Source organism: Brevibacterium sp. R8603A2 (assembly GCF_023072605.1).
In the GTDB taxonomy this organism is placed as follows: Bacteria; Actinomycetota; Actinomycetes; order Actinomycetales; family Brevibacteriaceae; genus Brevibacterium; species Brevibacterium pityocampae.
In genome coordinates this window covers 251,548-267,237 of record NZ_JALLGN010000001.1, presented here as the reverse complement: position 1 = coordinate 267,237, position 15,690 = coordinate 251,548, and the positions used below count along the sequence as shown (strand labels likewise).

Here is a 15,690-nt window from a genome sequence, read left to right as displayed (position 1 = left end):
GCTGACGGTGCGCCGGGCGGTGATCGCGGCCCGATCCCGATAGTCTCGAGCTGTGTCATATTCCGATTCCACTACTCAGGCCTCCGTCGGCGGAACGTTCGCGGCGTGGAAGGAACAGGCTGCCCGGATCGGCGGCCGGGACACCATGCTCCAGTACCGCGACTCCCGCGACGGTTCGATCGAGCTCACCGGTGCGCATCCCTCCGGGCTCGCCCAGCTGCTCGCCGGCCGGCCCACGCGCCTGTCGAGCCTGATCCGCGACCAGGAGCTGCTGTCCGACGCCCGTCGTCGCGCCCGCTCGATCCGGCAGAAGGCCGAGCAGCTCGCCAGTGAGCGCGGGATCAACACCGCGCACCTCGCGATCGGCTTCGCCACCTGGAGCCGCGACGAGTCCGGCGGCCGCACCGACTACATCGCCCCCGTCATGCTCCGCCACGTGCGGCTCGTGCCCCGCGGCAGCCGGGTCGAGGACTTCGAGATCGTGCTCGACGACGAGATCACGATCAATCCTGCCCTCGTGTCCTACCTCGAGCGCCACCACCGGGTGACGATCGATGTCGACGAATGGGTCGAGGCGACCGGCAACAGCCACGGCTTCGACCCCGCCCCGGTGTTCGAGCGCCTCCGCGCGCTCGCCAAGGGGATCCCCGGCCTGCTCGTCAACCAGCGTCTCGTCGTGTCGACCTTCGCCAACATCACGACCCCCTTCAGCGGGGAGGAGCTGCCCGGCGGCCACCCGGTGCTCCGTGCGCTCGCCGGTGACGATGCCGCCTGCCGCAGCTTCGGCGGCCCCGCCGCCCGGGCACCCGAACGCAGCGTCCAGTCGCATTCCGCTCCCGAGGCGCCCTCCGCCGGGAAGCCGCCGGCCGGCGGGAAGGCGGCGCGCGAATCCTCGGCCGAGGTGTCTCTCGACGAGGGGCAGCCGACCGAGCCGATCCTCGACGCCGACATCCCCGGGAAGGCCTCCGCTGCTCCGGCCGCCGCATCCGCGCCCGCTGCCGACGGCGCCCCGTCCGGTGCTGAGAAGCCGGCGGTGGAGACCTCGGGGGAGGGTGCCCCGCGTGAGGGTGCCTCCGACGATCCCGAAGCCGCGCCGGCCGATGATGCGAAGGCCGATCCCATCGGCTCCGACAGCACCGACAGCACCGACGGCCCTGACCGGCCCGACAGCACCGAGGGCCCTGAGGCCGACGACCCCGACGGGCCGCCCCCCGCCGGCTCCGGCACCGGGGAGTCCGAAGCAGCCGACGCCTCGACCGCCGACGCCGAGTCCGACGAGGATTCCACTGCTGACGACGCCCCCACCGGCAGCACCGCCGTGCCGGTCGGGCGTCGGGAGCAGAAGCGGGCCGCACGGAAGCACGCAGCCGAGCGCCGCACCCCGCGCTCGGCGTCCCGCGACGACTCCTCGGGCTCCGACCGGGACGACACCGGATTGGACGAGGCGAGCGCCGCGGACCCGGGCGCCGTGTCCGCACCGACGCCGAAGCCGCGCGAGCTGCCCCGGCCGCTGCCGGACCGGAAGCCGCAGGAGGAATTCCTCGCGATCGACGTCGACGGCGACCAGCAGGCCGTCGTTGATGCCGCCGTGATGGGCGAATCCGTGGTCGTCGACACCCCGCCCGGCACCGGCGCCACCCAGGTCGCCGTCGCGATCGCCACCACGCTCGCCCACACCGGCCGCAGCGTCCTCTACCTCGCGCAGAACTCCGATGCGCTCGGCGATTTCGCCTCCCGCCTCGAGCGCGCCGGGCTCGGCGGCTTCGCCGTCGACGGTCGGATGACCCCGACCGAGGTCCACACCCGCCTGATCTCGCTCATCGCCGACGCCGAACGCGCACCCCGCCCCGACCTCGGCGGTCTGCTCGCCAAGCTCAACGACCAGCGGGCGATCCTCAGCGAGCACTCCGAGTCGCTCCACCGGGTGCGCGAACCCTGGGGCGTGTCCGTGCTGTCGACCATGCGGCGCCTCGCGCAGCTCACCGCCGAGCAACCCGGTCCGTCGACCGCGGTGCGCTTCGACTCGTCCGTCGTCGAGGCGAGCGAGGCCGAGCGGGAGGACCTCCGCGCCCGCCTCATCGAGTTCTCCGAGCTCGGCGCCTTCACCCTCGACGTCGAGGACACCGTGTGGTTCGGCGCCCGGTTCGCCAGCGATGAGGACGCCGAGGCGGCCCGCCGCGTCGCCGAGCGCGCCGGGAAGAAGATCCCGGCCCTCGTGGAGCTCGTCGAGCCGCTGCTCCGCCAAGCCGGCCTCAACCCCGCCCGCACCGTCGACGCCTGGGGCCGCTGCCTCGCCGTCCTGCTCGGCGTGCGCAGGACGCTCGACCGGTTCTCGCCCGACGTCTACGACCACAACCTGTCCGATCTCATCGCCGCGACCGGCAGCGCCGAATATCGCCGCGAGCACCAGATCGAGATGGGCATGTTCGAGCGCAACCGGTACAAGAAGGCCGCACGCGAGTTCCTGCGCCCCGGCGCGACGGTCGACGACATGCACGCAGCACTGCTCGCCGCCGCCCAGCAGCGCGCCGAGCTGCGCGACATCGCCGGGCGTGACATCCGCCCGCAGATCCCGCGCGGCCTGCTCGAGGCCGACGAGCTCCACCAGGAGATCGTCGCCGACTTCCGCAAGCTCGAACCGGTGCTCAGCGACACCCCCGACGGCGGGGACCTCGGGTCCATGCTCGTCGAGGAGGCGCAGGCCCGGCTGCAGGCGCTCGGCGAGGACCGCGACAGCCTCGCGGACCTGCCTGCCCGCACCCGGATCGACACCGAGCTCCGCGGCCGCGGCCTCGGCGATCTCCTCAGCGACCTGCGCGAACGCCGCGTGCCGCACGAGCTCGTGGGCCAGGAGTTCGACCTCGCCTACTGGGCGACCGTGCTCAAGCAGCTCGCCGCCGCCGATCCCCAGGTGGGCCGCCACGACGGGACCGAGCTCCATCGCGTCGTCGCCGACTACCGGATCTGCGACAAGCAGTACGTCGCCGCGGGCGCCGCCCGGCTGCGCTACAGCCACGGCCAGGGCTGGAAGCGCGCGATCGAGGAGCACCAGGACGAGGCGCAGGCCGTGCGCGACGCCCTGCGCTCCCGCCACCTCCACGTCGAGGCGCTGAGCGAGCAGGCACCGCGCGTGCTCACCGCGCTCGCCCCGGTGTGGATGATGAGTCCTTTCCAGGTGCCGGAGTACTTCGCCGACGTGCCGCTGTTCGACACCGTGATCATCGCCGACGCCGGGCGGATGTCCGTGACCGAGGTGCTCCCGGCGATCGCCCGCTCCAAGCAGGTCATCGCACTCGGCGACGACCGGCTGCTCGGCCCGCGCGAGTTCAGCGTCGCCGTCGACCGCCGCGGCCAGCGCGACAACGCGAGCGGCCCGAGCGTGTTCGGCGCGCTCGCGGAGTTCCTCCCGTCCCACCGCCTCCACACGAGCTACCGGCACTCGCCGGCCGGCCTCGTCGACCTCGTCAACCGCCGGTTCTACGACTCGACGATCTCGAGCCTGCCGACCGCCCTGACGAACGAGGGCTCCGGCGTCGAGTTCTCATTCGTGCCCGACGCGCTCGGCAGTCCCGACACCGCCACCGGTCAGGTCGAGAGCCTCGATGTCGAGGTCGACCGCGTCGTCGACCTCGTGCTCAAGCACGCGCGCACCCGCTCGCGGCAGTCGCTCGCCGTTGTCACCCTCACCCCGTGGCACGCGCAGCGCGTCGCCGCGGCGATCCAGCAGGCGATCCGCACCTACCCCTACGTCGCGTCGTTCTTCACCGACCCGACGAAGGAGCCGTTCGTCGTCACCGACTGCGAACGGATCCAGGGGATGGCCCGGGATGCCGTGATCTTCTCACTCGGCTACGGCCGCACCCGGCAGGGTCGCGTCGTCTACAACTTCGGGGCGCTGTCGAAGCCCGGCGGGGAGAGGCTGCTCGCCGCAGCGGTGACCCGCGCCCGGCGCAAGCTCACCGTCGTGTCGTGCTTCGAGGCCGACGACTTCGAGCTCGCCCGCCTCCGCCACGGCGCCCGTGTGCTGCCCGGGCTGCTCGCGGACGCCGCCGCCGGCGGCCGCACCATGCCCGCCGCCGGTGACGCGGAGCGCGACCCGCTGATCTCCGACATCGCCGAGCGCCTGCTGCGCAGCGGGGTGTACTCCGACGAGGGGTACGAGGACATCGACCTCGCCGTCTCCGTATCCGCCGACCCCACCCAGGGGATGGCGCTCGCGGTGGAGACCGACGGTGCGGACTACGCCGCGACGGAGAGCATCCGTGAGCGCGAGCGGCTCCGCGCGGAGGCTCTCGCCCGACGCGGTTGGCGCTATCTGCGGGTGTGGTCGACGGATGCGTTCGTCGACCCGCAGGCGGAGGCGGATCGGATCTTCGAGATGTGGAAGGAGACCGTCGAGGATCGTTCCCCGCAGGCCGTGCTCGATGCCGCCCGCGCCGCAGCGGTGGTCGTGGGCCGGCAGGGCAACCGCCCCAAGCTCACCCCGGGGCTCCCGCTCCACACGTACTCCGCCGAGGACCTCGACGCGATGGTCGACTGGATCCAGTCCGACCGTGTGTCCCGCGGCGACGACGAGCTCAAGGCGCAGCTGCGCGCCGCACTCGCGCTCAAGGGCCGCTCCCGGCGCGTGGAGTCCGGGCTCGACGCCGCCGTCGCCCGCTACCGCGACCGCTATGCGCAGGCCAAGCGGTCCGCCGCGCCGCCGGCCGAGCAGGCCGGTCGCACCGAGGACGAGGTGTTCCTCCCCGCCGCGGGCGGCTCCGTGGGCCAGAGCGAGGTCATGCCGCTGTACAACACCGGCAAGCTCCGCGAGCAGGACCTCCTCGACGCCGGGCTCCGCGAGTCCGAGCAGGGCCGACGCTCGGAGGAGGAGCATGCGCCCGAGGCAGGTACCACACGGGAGAGCACTGGCCAAGGAGCAGAGAGTGCTGCGGATGGCGGCGGTGCTGGCAAGCATCCCGGGAAGCGCGTCGCGCAGGACGGTGATGCCCACGACGCCGGGGAATCCGCCTCCGAAGGCGGGGACGCACGGAGCTGAGGCGTCCCATGCCGCCGGAGGAGCAGAACGGCGTCGAGCCGAGCGCTGTAGATGAACAGGGTTCCGCGCAGCGGCGCGCCCGCGACGCACGGACCCGCGCGGCAGTGGAGGCCTACCGGCGTACGCTGCGCAACGAGTCATCGGCCGGCGACGGCCTCGATCGCGAGCCCGGCGGGCCCGGAGCGCTCAGCGCGGAGGAGGCCCGGCTGCTCGCCGAGCGCCCGCCCCACTGGCAGACCAAGCCGCGCTGAGCGGGTTGACCGTCCTGGTGCACCACCGCACCCCGTTCACCGGCCCGGGCGCGGCGCACGGCATTGAGGTGCCATCGACACGACAGCGCCCCCGGACTCCTGTCCGGGGGCGCTGTGATCGCGTCGGGTCCGAGGCGCCTCTGCGTGGAGGTCTGCCTCTTCGACTCAGTGGCGCGGGGGGTAGTTCGGGTCGATGCCGGTGGCCGGGCCGCCCTCGAGGCGCTGGTCGGGGACGACGTCCTGGGTACCCTTGGCGAGCAGGTCGCGGATCTCGGTGAGCAGCTCCTCCTGGGTGGGGGGCACGTCCTCTTCAGCGGCACCGCGCTTGCGGAGCTCGTTGAGCTTGTTCATCGGCATGATGATGACGAAGTAGACGACAGCGGCGACGATGAGGAAGTTGATCGCCGCGGTGATCACGGCACCGAAGTCGAGGAAGGTCGCCTCGACGTCGGGACGGATGCGGAAGCCGAGACCGCCCACGTCCGGCGAGCCGACGGCCGCGATGAGCGGGTTGATGATGTTGTCGGAGATGGCGGTCACGATCGCGGTGAACGCGGTACCGATGATGACGGCGGTCGCCAGCTCGATGACATTGCCGCGGAGGATGAAATCCCGGAAGCCCTTGAGCATAGTGTGTCCTTTCACAGATGGGTCAGGAGCACACTGCTCCCGTGTGCGCATGAGCGCCCAGAACATGATAGCGGCGAAAAGACGATCCAGTAGACATTTCAAGCATCTCAGAATTTGATACTCGTCACATTACCGGGCCGGTTCTCGAGAGACTGACAGCTTGAGCACACGGAGCCGCTGGTGAGGTGGCCGATGTGCCGGTGAGCGGCCGGGATCGACCGCGACCGCAGCAGCATCGGACGCCTGCCGATGTCCTCTCGCTCCCTCTCAATTGAGCAGGGCGAAGCTCAGCGCCGTGCCGGACACCGCGGCGAGCGCGCTGGCCTGGGGTCCGGACACGATGAGTGTGATCACCGTCGTCGACCCGGACACCGCGGTCCCCGCCCGTTGGGAGATCGAAGCGACCACCGCCTCGTCGATCACCGCGCCGGTCCCGTCCGCCCCTGCGGCACCCGGCACCCCCTCGACCTCTCCATCGGCGCCGCCTGCGGCCGAGGTGCCCGCTCCCGGAGCGAACACCCGGACCCGGTGCCCCGGCCGCAGGGTGGCCGCCGCGGCCTCGTCGGTCACCGTCACCGGCATGAGGAGCTGCCCCTCTGCCAGCGGTTCGGCGCGCGGGGCGAGCAGCCCGGACCGCGTGACCGGCAGGCCGGGGCTCAGATGCGCCGCGGAGGTGCTGCCGATCGCCTCGGCGACGGATTCGATGGCGTCGGCGGGGACGAGCGCGGCGGGATAGGTGCGGGTCCCGAGGTCGCCGGCACCGATCGTCGAGCCCGGGGCGATGTCACCGGCGGCGACGACCACCGGGGTGCCCGCGGGACGCGGTGTCAGCGCCCAGACGACGAGCGTGGTCGCGAGGGCGAGCGCGAGTGAGGCGAGGAGGCGACGGGTGCGGCGGCGATCCTTGACGGACAGCGCGGCGAACCGCTGCAGGGGGAGAGGGAGTCGGAAGGAGACCATGACCCGACTGTGCCCCGCGGAGCCCGGACCGCGCTACGACCGTCGTGCGCCTGTGGATGGAGGGCGCGCGGCCGTCCCCAATGTGACCTGAGGACGGTGCACTGTGACCAGAGGACGGTTCTCGATCGTGCCCCGTGCCGGGAGCAGGAGACCGTCAGGCGGAGGTCGAGGCCGTGGATTTCGAGGACGAGGAGCTCGAATCGCCGGTCGCCGAGGTGCTCGACGTGCCGGACCCCGAGGAGCCGGACCCCGAGGAGCCGGAGGGGGCGCCCGTGCTGCCGCCGGCAGCAGCAGCGTCCTTCGAACCCGACTCGGATCCGCCCGACTTCGCCGCTGCGCGGGAGCCGCCGGAGGAGCGGGAGTCGGTCGCGTAGAAGCCCGAACCCTTGAACGTCACTCCCACATTGCCGAAGACCTTGCGCAGGGTGCCCTGGCACTCCGGGCACACGGTCAGCGAATCGTCGGTGAACGCCTGGTGGATGTCGAAGGCGTGACCGCAGTTCTTGCAGGCATAGGAGTACGTGGGCATTGTCGGCCTTTCTCGTCAGAGTCCCGAAGAAGTATAGACCAGCACGCATGCCCTGCCGGGTCGCGTCTCAGCCCACCGGCGAGCGTCTCACCCCCACCGGCACGATGCCGCGCTCGGTGACGACGGCGTCGACCCGCAGATCCCAGGGCTGGTGGGGAAGCGCATCGACGAGCTCCTCTGCGAAGCACACCCCGAGCACCTGCGCCCCGCACCCGGTCGGCGGGGCGGCCCCCCGCGGACCGAAGGTGCGGTCGTAGAAGCCGCCGCCGTTGCCCAGCCGCACCCCGGCGCGCGAGAACGCGAGGCCGGGCACGAGGATCGTGTCGACCGGTGGGAGGGGGCGGCCGGCAGGCCCCGCCATCTCACCGGCGAGCGCCTCGGCGGCGGGTGCCCCGGACCTCGGCTCGCGGATCTGCCACTTCCCCGTGCGGGGGAGCGTGCTCATCGGCCCGGTGAGCACGCCGAAGTCGAGGGGCCGGCCGGCGGTGGTGAGGGGGAGGAGCACCGCGGCGCCCGCGGCCCTCGCCTGATCGAGTGCGAGATCGAGGCAGGGCTCACCGGCCAAGGAGGCATAGCCGAGGACAGCGCGGGAGCCGGCGAGCACCTCGGCGAGCACGGCCGCGAACCGCTCCGGCTCCCCGGGGGCGGTCGGCCCGGCACCCGGCTCCCGGACCCCTGCTCCCCCGGCGAGCGCCTCGGCCGCGGCCCGCGCGCGCTCCCGGCGACGGGTGCGCACCCTCCTGCGCAGCCGCGCCTTGTCGGCGGCCTCCGAGCTCGCGGCTTCCGGCGTCGTGTCCACGGCTACAGCGTAGACTGACCGGCATGGCAGACAAGCAGAACGTTCCCGTGCGCAAGGCCGTCATCCCCGTCGCGGGGCTCGGCACCCGGTTCCTCCCGGCGACCAAGGCGACCCCCAAGGAGATGCTCCCCGTCGTCGACAAGCCGGCCATCCAGTACGTCGTCGAGGAGGCGGTGGGGGCCGGGCTCTCCGATGTGCTCATGGTGACCGGCCGGAACAAGCGTCCGCTCGAGGACCACTTCGACCGGGTGGACGGCCTCGAGAGCGCGCTCAAGGACAAGGGCGACGAGAAGAAGCTCGCCCTCGTGCAGAACGCCTCGGAGCTCGCCGACATCCACTATGTCCGCCAGGGCGACCCGCTGGGACTCGGCCATGCCGTCCTCAAGAGCCATCAGCACGTCGGCCAGGAGCCCTTCGCCGTGCTGCTCGGCGACGACCTCATCGATGAGGCGAACCCGATCCTGCCGAAGATGATCGAGGTCCAGGAGCGGACCGGCGGCTGCGTCGTCGCGCTCATGGAGGTCCCGGCCGACACCATCAACCTCTACGGCTGCGCCGCGGTCGAGGAGACCGGGGAGGACGGCGTCGTGCGCGTCACCGGGCTGGTGGAGAAGCCGGAACCGGAATCCGCGCCGTCGAACCTCGCGATCATCGGCCGCTATGTCCTCGCCCCGGAGATCTTCGACGTCCTGCGCGTCACCCCTCCCGGGCGCGGCAACGAGATCCAGCTCACCGATGCGCTCGAGACCCTCGCCGCGGATCCGGATTCGGCCGGGGTCTACGGCGTCGTGTTCTCCGGGGACCGCTACGACACCGGCGACAAGATCAGCTATCTCAAGGCCGTCGTCCAGCTCGCCGGCCGGCGCGACGACCTCGCCGACGAGCTCCACGCGTGGCTCCGCGACTACGTCGCCGCGCTCGACGCCCCGCAGTCCGGCGGCGCCTCCGACCGATGACCGAGATCCCCCAACCGTGGGTCGACGACCGGGCGATGAAGCCGTTCTCCGCGCTCGTCGTACCGGTGTCCGCCGCGGTGGACACCAGCCTCGTCCGGACGCTCGTGACCGCCTTCGAGGGCCACGAGTTCTCCGTGGTCGAATCGATCCTCGGCTCCGGCGACCGGCTCCAGGCGCTCATCGACGACGCGGCGTCCTCGTTCGACGTGCTCGTCACGATCGGCGGGCTGCGGGCCAACGGCGACCCCGACATCGCCGACATCCTGCGCACCGAGATCGAGGTCGAGGTGCCAGGGCTGTCCGAGCTGCTCCGCCGTGAGCAGTACGCCGCCGGCCACCGTGCAGCGGTGTTCGAGAACCTCGTGTGCGGCCGGATCGACGGCACTCTCGTCGTCACCCTGCCGGACCGCGCCGAGGCGGTCGCCGCCAGTGCCGAGCTCCTCGCCGGACTCGCCGCGGAGATGCTCGCCGAGCTCGACGAGCCGCCGGCGGACGGGCTCGAGTTCGACCTCGAGACCGGATCCGGTGAGACCCTGCCGTGGCCGGTCGTCGTCGACGACCCGCATCCCGATGCGACGATCCTCCAGATGTGGAACGCCGAGCGCCGCCCGCAGTCCGGGGCGGGCGAGGGCCCTGCCGAGGGCGACGAGGAGCATGCGGACGGGCCCGCCCCCGCCGGCGGCCGCCCCACCGACACGGCGCTCTCCGACACGATGCCCACTGACACGATGCCCACCGACGGCCCGCAGTCCGGGTCCGCGGACTGAGCGATGAGCAGCTTCTGGCCGGTCGTGCTGTCCGAGGGTGGACTCGTCCTCCGGCCGCTCCACCGGCAGGATGCGCGCGAGTACACCGAGGTGCGCCGCCACAACGCCGACTGGCTGCGCCCCTGGGAGGCGACGAACCCGGACCCCGGGTACACCCTGCCGAGCTTCCACCCGCTGCGCCGGATGCTCGCGAGCCAGGCCCGCCAGGGGCTCATCCTGCCCTTCGCGATCGAGGTCGACGGCCGGTTCCGCGGCCAGCTCACGGTGAGCTCCTTCCAGTGGGGGTCCCTGCTCAGCGCGACGATCGGCTACTGGATCGACGAGCGGGTCGCCGGCTGGGGACACACGCCCACCGCGGTCGCGCTCGCCGCCGACCACTGCTTCTCCGCGCTCGGTCTGCACCGGATCGAGATCAACATCCGGCCGGAGAACACGGCGAGCCTGCGGGTGGTGGAGAAGCTCGGCTTCCGCGACGAGGGCGTGCGCGAGCGCTACATGCACATCGACGGGAAGTGGTGCGATCACCGCACCTTCGCCCTCGTCGCCGAGGACGTGCCCTTCGGCCTCCTCGACTACTGGCAACGCGTCCGGAACTCCTCCGCCGGCACCGTCGGCCCCGGCCCGGTCGCCGACGACCGCCACTGGCCCGGTGGCACGGAATCCTGGTCCTGAGACGCGGAATCGGACCCCCGAGGGGATGAACCCGGCCCAGAACACCGGACGGATCCCGACACGCCCCCTGTGATCCGATCGTGACCTGCTCCACCCTTCTACAGTTGGACTGTGGATACCAGCATCACCATCGCCCTCGTCATCGCAGTGCTGTTCGTATTCATGCTGCCCGCGTCCCTGCGCCGCATCGACCGCACGCTCACCCACGGCCACGTCCACGACGTCCCCGCCACTGCGCGGGAATGCGCCGAGGTGCGCGCCACCTCGTGCCTGCGGCCGGCCGACGCACCCCGGCTCTACGCCGCGGATCGTGACGCCGCGGATTTCGAACCGCCCCAGATCGTCCACCGGGTGGCCGATTCGGCGCCGGTGCTCCACCTGTCCAAGCCCGCCCCGCGCCTCGCGGTCATCGACGGCGATGTCCCGAACAGCGCACGGCCGGCCGACAGCTCGCCTGCGGAGAGGGGGACCGCGCACCTCGACCTCGCCGCCCCGCTCGATCCCGAGGCCGAGGCGGCCGCGCCGCCGCTGGCGGTCGGCCAGACCGCGTTCCTTCCGCTCTCCACCCACCACGAACCGATGGACTCTCACATGACCTCTTCCCAGTCACCCGCCACGGGCCCGTCGATGCAGCACCGCACGAACCGTGACCTGCCCGCCCACCTCCGCGCTCGCATCGCCGACTCCCGGCACACCGCCGGCACGGTCGGCGCGCGCGTCGGCACCCCGGCGGCCGGTCCGGGCCGGGGGCCCGCCTCGGGCGCGCCTGCCGGTGCGCGAGGTGAGGGGTCCGGCGGCTCCGCGGCGCCCACGCGCTCCACCCCGGCCGCCGATCAGGTTCTCCGCCCGCAGCCGGCCGACCGGGAATCGAGCGAGAAGATCGCCCGCCTGCGCACGGCGCTGCCGTTCGTCGGCCTCGGCTTCCTCGCCACCGCGCTCGCCACCCTCGTGACCGCGGTGCTCGTGCCCTTCGGCGTGCTGCCCTGGGCGGTGCCGGTGCTCACCCTCGTCCTCGCCGGCGGCTGCCTGCTCATGGTCCGCTCGATCAACCTCTCCATCCGCCGACTCCGCCGCGCCGGGGTCGAGGCGCCCGCCCCGAAGGCCTCCGCCACCGCTGCGACCCCCGGAACTGCCGCGACCCCCGAGTCCCGGCGCACTCCCGATGCCGTCGCCCTCGTCGAGGACGACGATCGCGATGCGACCGTGGACCTCTCCGCCATCCGCGCCGTCTTCGGTGCCGGGCGCGGGGCGGAGCACCGGGCCGGGGCGGAGCGCGACCCGGGAGCCGGGACCGAGGTTCCGCGCGCGCAGGCGCCCACGGCCACCGAGGAATCCCGCGAGTCCGCTGATTCCGCCGAGCCCACCGAGCCTTCGGCCCCGGATTCGGACTCCGCGCCTGCATCTTCCACCGCGGCCGCATCCTCCACCGCCGAGGCCCCCGCAGCGCGTCACCGGGCGCGTCGCGAGCTCCAGGTCACCCAGGTGCGCGAGCGCGTCGTGCTCAGCCTCGGCACCGACCTCGCTGGGGACGAGGACACGGACGAGCCGGCCGGTGCCTCGGTGACCGGCACCTCGGCGACGGAGCCCCCGGCGAGCGGCACCCCCGCGCCCGCCGGGAGCGACGACCTGCTCGCCACCCGCTTCGCGGCCACCGGCTGGAACCCCTCGCCGGTGCCCACCCCCACCTACGTCGACGCCCCGGTCGTCGATCGGGCGCAGCCGGAGCCGGTCGTGGCCGATGCCTCGTCCTTCCGGCTCGAACCGCAGTCCAAGGAGAGCCTCGCCGAGCGCTTCGCCGCCGAGCTCGGCTACCGCCCGGAGTTCGAGGACGCCGCCCGTGAGGACGACGCGCAGACCGCTGCGGACGCCGGGCCGCTCGCCCACGGCCGGACCGCGATCGGCGGCGCCCGCACCCGCGGCGTCGGCCGCCTCGACGAGGTGCTCGCCCGCCGCCGCGCCTGAGCTCACCCCGCGCAGCGAGCCGGGACGCGCACCTCCCGAACACCCGCATCGCACCAGCACGCAGATGGCCCCCGGTCGAAGGACCGGGGGCCATCTGCGTGTGCAGGGCGCGTGCTACGTCGCTGGTCAGCCGCGCGGCAGAGCCACGTACTTGACCTCGAGGAACTCGTCGATGCCCACGCGGCCGCCCTCGCGGCCCAGACCCGACTGCTTGTACCCGCCGAACGGTGCGCCCGGGTTGGAGATCAGGCCGGTGTTGAGGCCGATCATGCCGCACTCGAGCTCCTCGGCCAGACGCATCGCGCGGCCGATGTTCTCGCTGTACAGGTAGCCGGCGAGGCCGTACTCGGTCTCGTTGGCCAGCGCGATCGCCTCCTCGTCGGTGTCGAACGGAGTGATCGGGGCGACCGGTCCGAAGATCTCCTCGATGCGGATGTCGGAGTCCTCCGGCACATCGGTGAGCACGGTCGGAGCATAGAAGTAGCCCTCGCCGTCGATCTTCTTCCCGCCGGTGAGGACCTTCGCGCCCTTGCCCACGGCGTCATCGACGAGCTCGGCGACCTTGTTCAGCGCCTTCTCCTCGACGAGCGGGCCCACCTCGGTGCCCTCGTCCAGGCCGTTGCCGACCTTCATCGCACCCATCCGCTCGGCGAGCCGGCGGGCGAACTCGTCGGACACGGAGCGGTGGACGAAGAAGCGGTTGGCGGCGGTGCAGGCCTCGCCGATGTTGCGCATCTTGGCGACCATCGCGCCCTCGACGGCCTTGTCGAGGTCCGCATCCTCGCAGACGACGAACGGGGCGTTGCCGCCGAGTTCCATCGAAGTGTTCATCACGGTCTTCGCCGCCTGCTCGAGCAGGCCGATGCCCACCTCGGTCGAACCGGTGAAGGTGACCTTGCGGGCGATCCCGGACTCCATCCACGGCGTCACGACGCGGCCGGCGGAGTTCGAGGTGACGACGTTGAGGACCCCGGCGGGCAGCCCGGCGTCGACGAGCGCCTCGACGAGCAGCAGCGAGGTCAGCGGGGTGAGCTTGGCGGGTTTGAACACCATCGTGCAGCCGGCGGCGATCGCGGGGCCGATCTTGCGGGTGCCCATGGCGAGCGGGAAGTTCCACGGGGTGACGAGCACGCACGGGCCCACCGGCTCACGGGAGACCATGATGCGGGTGCTGCCGTCGGGGGACTTGGTGAAGTCGCCGTCGATCCGCACGGCCTCCTCGGAGAACCAGCGGAAGAACTCGGCGCCGTAGGTCACCTCGCCCTTGGACTCCGCGAGCGGCTTGCCCATCTCCGCGGTCATCACCGCGGCGATGTCGTCGGCGCGCTCGATGAGGATCTCGTAGGCGCGGCGCAGGATCTCCGCTCGCTCGCGCGGTGCGGTGCGGCCCCACGAGTCCTGGGTCTCCCCGGCGACCTCGATGGCCTCCTCGGCGTCCGCGGCGGAGCCGTCGGCCACGCTGGTGAGGACCTTCCCGGTGGCGGGATTGATGACGTCGATGGTCTTCCCGCCTTCGGCGTCACGCCACTGTCCGTTGATGAACAGGCCGGTATTCATGCGGTCGATGATGGGCTGGACGTCCATAGCGCTCGTTCCCTTCCGTTGGGTGATCCTGGTTGCCAGGGGCTGGTGTCAGTCTAATGTGACACGCGGTGCATTCCACCCGCCTGTTCGACCCGTGGACGCAGCGGGCGGGCGCACGCGGTGCCGGGTTCCCGCAGCGATGACGGCGAGCCGTGGACGCGGGTGCTCGCGCCTGCTTGGATAGAGCCATGGTCGACATCACCGCACTCGCAGATGAACTGCTCACCCGCGCCCGGGCCGAGGAGCACGGCCGCGCCGCGGAGCTCGTGGTCCACGACGGGGTGCTGCGCCAGCTCGTCCTCGCGCTCGCCGCGGGCGCCGAGCTCGCCGAGCACAACGCCCCGGCCGCCGCCACCCTCCAGGGATTGCAGGGCCGGGTGCGGCTGAGCTACGCCGCAGGGTCGTCGACGCCCGCGGTGGAGCTCGGTGCGGGAGAGCTCACCGTGATCGGACACGAGCGGCACGGTGTGCACGCGCTCGCCGACAGCGTGCTCGTCCTCACCACGGTCACCGGGCTGCCGGACGGCGCATGACCGCCGTCCCCGAGATCCGGTGCGAGCGCCTCTACGATTCGGCCTCTGGTCCGGGGTACCGTGTGCTCGTCGATCGGCTGTGGCCGCGTGGGGTGAAGAAGACCGCGTTCGAGCACGCCGAGTGGTGCCGGGACGTCGCGCCGAGCGGAGACCTGCGCCGAGCCTTCCACTCCGGCGGGATGGACTTCGAGACCTTCGCCGAGCACTACCGGCAGGAGCTCACGGATTCGGCGGCGCCGGGGGAGCTGCTCGACCGCTTCGAAGCCGCGCCGCAGCGCATCCTCGTGCTGCTCTACGGGGCGAAGGACGACGAGCACAACCACGCTCAGGTGCTCGCTGAGAGGCTGCGGGAGCTCGCGCAGGAGCGCTGAGAGGCTGCGAGAGCTGCGGTCCCTGCGCGTGCCTCAGCGGCGGGAGACGTGCTCGTCCCAGTCGTCGTGCTCGCGGACGAAGCCTGCGACGAACGAGCACGCCGGGACGATCGTCAGCCCCTCGGCGACGGTGGAGTCGAGCGCGTAGCGCACGACCGCGCCTGCGAGTCCGCGCCCGCCCCAGGCCGGCAGGGTCTCCGTGTGGGGGAACAGGCGCTGCTCGCCCCGGTCGCGGTATGCGGCGAGGCTCACCCGGGTGTCGCCGTGCCAGGCGGCGAAGTTCGAGGCCTCGGCGTCGTGGCGGAGCTCGAAGGTCTCGCCGTCGATCTCGATGGTGCGGGCATCCTGGCTCATGTGTCCTCCTCGATGCGGAACCGACGTCCTCGGTGCGGACCGGTGGTCGCACGCAGCGACTGATCGGGTCAACGCCGGAGCCCGTGGTGCTATTCCGCGGAGTCGGCCTGTGCTGTGTGCGGCCGACTGCGTCGTGGTGTGCCGGGCTGTGCGTGGTGGGCCGTTCATTCCCTCCCGCCCGTGTCCGAGGGTGCCAGTACAGTGGTGCGCAGATGCAACGCGTCGCGGGCGCACCGCCCGCAGCGCATGGAATGCAGCGCGTGCGGCGAAGTGCGCCCACCCGG

General features: G+C 72.3%; 14 protein-coding genes. 8 read left to right on the top strand and 6 right to left on the bottom strand.

The window, feature by feature from the left end; all coding sequences use genetic code 11:
* Positions 1-52: 52 nt before the first annotated feature.
* Both MTQ12_RS01165 and MTQ12_RS01160 read left to right on the top strand, forming a co-directional pair.
* Positions 53-5,038, top strand: a complete 4,986-nt coding sequence (locus MTQ12_RS01165) for a DUF4011 domain-containing protein (protein ID WP_247423298.1) — start codon at positions 53-55, stop codon at positions 5,036-5,038.
* An 8-nt stretch (positions 5,039-5,046) separates the two neighbouring features.
* Positions 5,047-5,289, top strand: a complete 243-nt coding sequence (locus MTQ12_RS01160; RefSeq protein ID WP_247423295.1) for a hypothetical protein — start codon at positions 5,047-5,049, stop codon at positions 5,287-5,289.
* A 165-nt stretch (positions 5,290-5,454) separates the two neighbouring features.
* On the opposite strand, the gene mscL is transcribed toward MTQ12_RS01160, so the two are convergent.
* The 4 genes from mscL to MTQ12_RS01140 all read right to left on the bottom strand — a co-directional run bounded on the left by mscL (position 5,455) and on the right by MTQ12_RS01140 (position 8,207).
* Entirely contained in the window at positions 5,455-5,919 is a 465-nt protein-coding gene (mscL, locus tag MTQ12_RS01155) for a large conductance mechanosensitive channel protein MscL (protein WP_247423293.1), read from the bottom strand.
* A 267-nt stretch (positions 5,920-6,186) separates the two neighbouring features.
* Positions 6,187-6,879 (bottom strand): SAF domain-containing protein, encoded by a 693-nt coding sequence (locus tag MTQ12_RS01150; protein ID WP_247423290.1) that lies wholly within the window; start codon positions 6,877-6,879, stop codon positions 6,187-6,189.
* Between the two features lie 154 nt (positions 6,880-7,033).
* Positions 7,034-7,408, bottom strand: coding sequence for an FmdB family zinc ribbon protein (locus MTQ12_RS01145; protein WP_247423287.1), 375 nt, complete (start codon positions 7,406-7,408; stop codon positions 7,034-7,036).
* Between the two features lie 67 nt (positions 7,409-7,475).
* Complete coding sequence (locus MTQ12_RS01140; protein ID WP_247423285.1) at positions 7,476-8,207, bottom strand: 5-formyltetrahydrofolate cyclo-ligase; 732 nt, start codon at positions 8,205-8,207, stop codon at positions 7,476-7,478.
* Positions 8,208-8,230: 23 nt separating this feature from the next.
* Between MTQ12_RS01140 and galU the strand changes: the two genes are divergently transcribed.
* The 4 genes from galU (at position 8,231) to MTQ12_RS01120 (ending at position 12,564) form a co-directional block, all read left to right on the top strand.
* On the top strand, positions 8,231-9,163 hold the full coding sequence (galU, locus tag MTQ12_RS01135) for a UTP--glucose-1-phosphate uridylyltransferase GalU (RefSeq protein WP_137318939.1): 933 nt from the start codon (positions 8,231-8,233) through the stop codon (positions 9,161-9,163).
* The gene (locus MTQ12_RS01130; RefSeq protein WP_247423283.1) at positions 9,160-9,930 is read left to right on the top strand and encodes a hypothetical protein; all 771 of its coding nucleotides are present in this window, start codon (positions 9,160-9,162) and stop codon (positions 9,928-9,930) included. Before galU ends, MTQ12_RS01130 begins: the two co-directional genes overlap by 4 nt.
* A gap of 3 nt (positions 9,931-9,933) precedes the next feature.
* Positions 9,934-10,602 (top strand): GNAT family protein, encoded by a 669-nt coding sequence (locus MTQ12_RS01125; RefSeq protein ID WP_247423281.1) that lies wholly within the window; start codon positions 9,934-9,936, stop codon positions 10,600-10,602.
* Positions 10,603-10,713: 111 nt separating this feature from the next.
* Complete coding sequence (locus MTQ12_RS01120; protein ID WP_247423279.1) at positions 10,714-12,564, top strand: hypothetical protein; 1,851 nt, start codon at positions 10,714-10,716, stop codon at positions 12,562-12,564.
* A 126-nt stretch (positions 12,565-12,690) separates the two neighbouring features.
* Here the strand turns inward: MTQ12_RS01120 and MTQ12_RS01115 are convergent, their stop codons facing one another.
* Positions 12,691-14,148 (bottom strand): NAD-dependent succinate-semialdehyde dehydrogenase, encoded by a 1,458-nt coding sequence (locus MTQ12_RS01115; RefSeq protein WP_137318943.1) that lies wholly within the window; start codon positions 14,146-14,148, stop codon positions 12,691-12,693.
* 188 nt (positions 14,149-14,336) lie between these two features.
* Here MTQ12_RS01115 and MTQ12_RS01110 point away from each other — a divergent pair, with 188 nt between their 5' ends.
* Both MTQ12_RS01110 and MTQ12_RS01105 read left to right on the top strand, forming a co-directional pair.
* Entirely contained in the window at positions 14,337-14,681 is a 345-nt protein-coding gene (locus MTQ12_RS01110; protein WP_247423277.1) for a cupin, read from the top strand.
* Complete coding sequence (locus MTQ12_RS01105) at positions 14,678-15,052, top strand: DUF488 family protein (protein WP_137318945.1); 375 nt, start codon at positions 14,678-14,680, stop codon at positions 15,050-15,052. Before MTQ12_RS01110 ends, MTQ12_RS01105 begins: the two co-directional genes overlap by 4 nt.
* Before the next feature lie 33 nt (positions 15,053-15,085).
* Here MTQ12_RS01105 and MTQ12_RS01100 read toward each other — a convergent pair whose 3' ends face one another.
* The gene (locus tag MTQ12_RS01100) at positions 15,086-15,406 is read right to left on the bottom strand and encodes a GNAT family N-acetyltransferase (RefSeq protein WP_175406885.1); all 321 of its coding nucleotides are present in this window, start codon (positions 15,404-15,406) and stop codon (positions 15,086-15,088) included.
* Between the last annotated feature and the right edge of the window lie 284 nt (positions 15,407-15,690).

Coding starts and splice junctions, on each gene's coding strand:
- MTQ12_RS01160 (WP_247423295.1), top strand. CDS start 5,047: ATGCCGCCGGAGGAGCAGAACGGCGTCGAGCCGAGCGCTGTAGATGAA.
- mscL (WP_247423293.1), bottom strand. CDS start 5,919: ATGCTCAAGGGCTTCCGGGATTTCATCCTCCGCGGCAATGTCATCGAG.
- MTQ12_RS01150 (WP_247423290.1), bottom strand. CDS start 6,879: ATGGTCTCCTTCCGACTCCCTCTCCCCCTGCAGCGGTTCGCCGCGCTG.
- MTQ12_RS01145 (WP_247423287.1), bottom strand. CDS start 7,408: ATGCCCACGTACTCCTATGCCTGCAAGAACTGCGGTCACGCCTTCGAC.
- galU (WP_137318939.1), top strand. CDS start 8,231: ATGGCAGACAAGCAGAACGTTCCCGTGCGCAAGGCCGTCATCCCCGTC.
- MTQ12_RS01130 (WP_247423283.1), top strand. CDS start 9,160: ATGACCGAGATCCCCCAACCGTGGGTCGACGACCGGGCGATGAAGCCG.
- MTQ12_RS01125 (WP_247423281.1), top strand. CDS start 9,934: ATGAGCAGCTTCTGGCCGGTCGTGCTGTCCGAGGGTGGACTCGTCCTC.
- MTQ12_RS01115 (WP_137318943.1), bottom strand. CDS start 14,148: ATGGACGTCCAGCCCATCATCGACCGCATGAATACCGGCCTGTTCATC.
- MTQ12_RS01110 (WP_247423277.1), top strand. CDS start 14,337: ATGGTCGACATCACCGCACTCGCAGATGAACTGCTCACCCGCGCCCGG.
- MTQ12_RS01105 (WP_137318945.1), top strand. CDS start 14,678: ATGACCGCCGTCCCCGAGATCCGGTGCGAGCGCCTCTACGATTCGGCC.
- MTQ12_RS01100 (WP_175406885.1), bottom strand. CDS start 15,406: ATGAGCCAGGATGCCCGCACCATCGAGATCGACGGCGAGACCTTCGAG.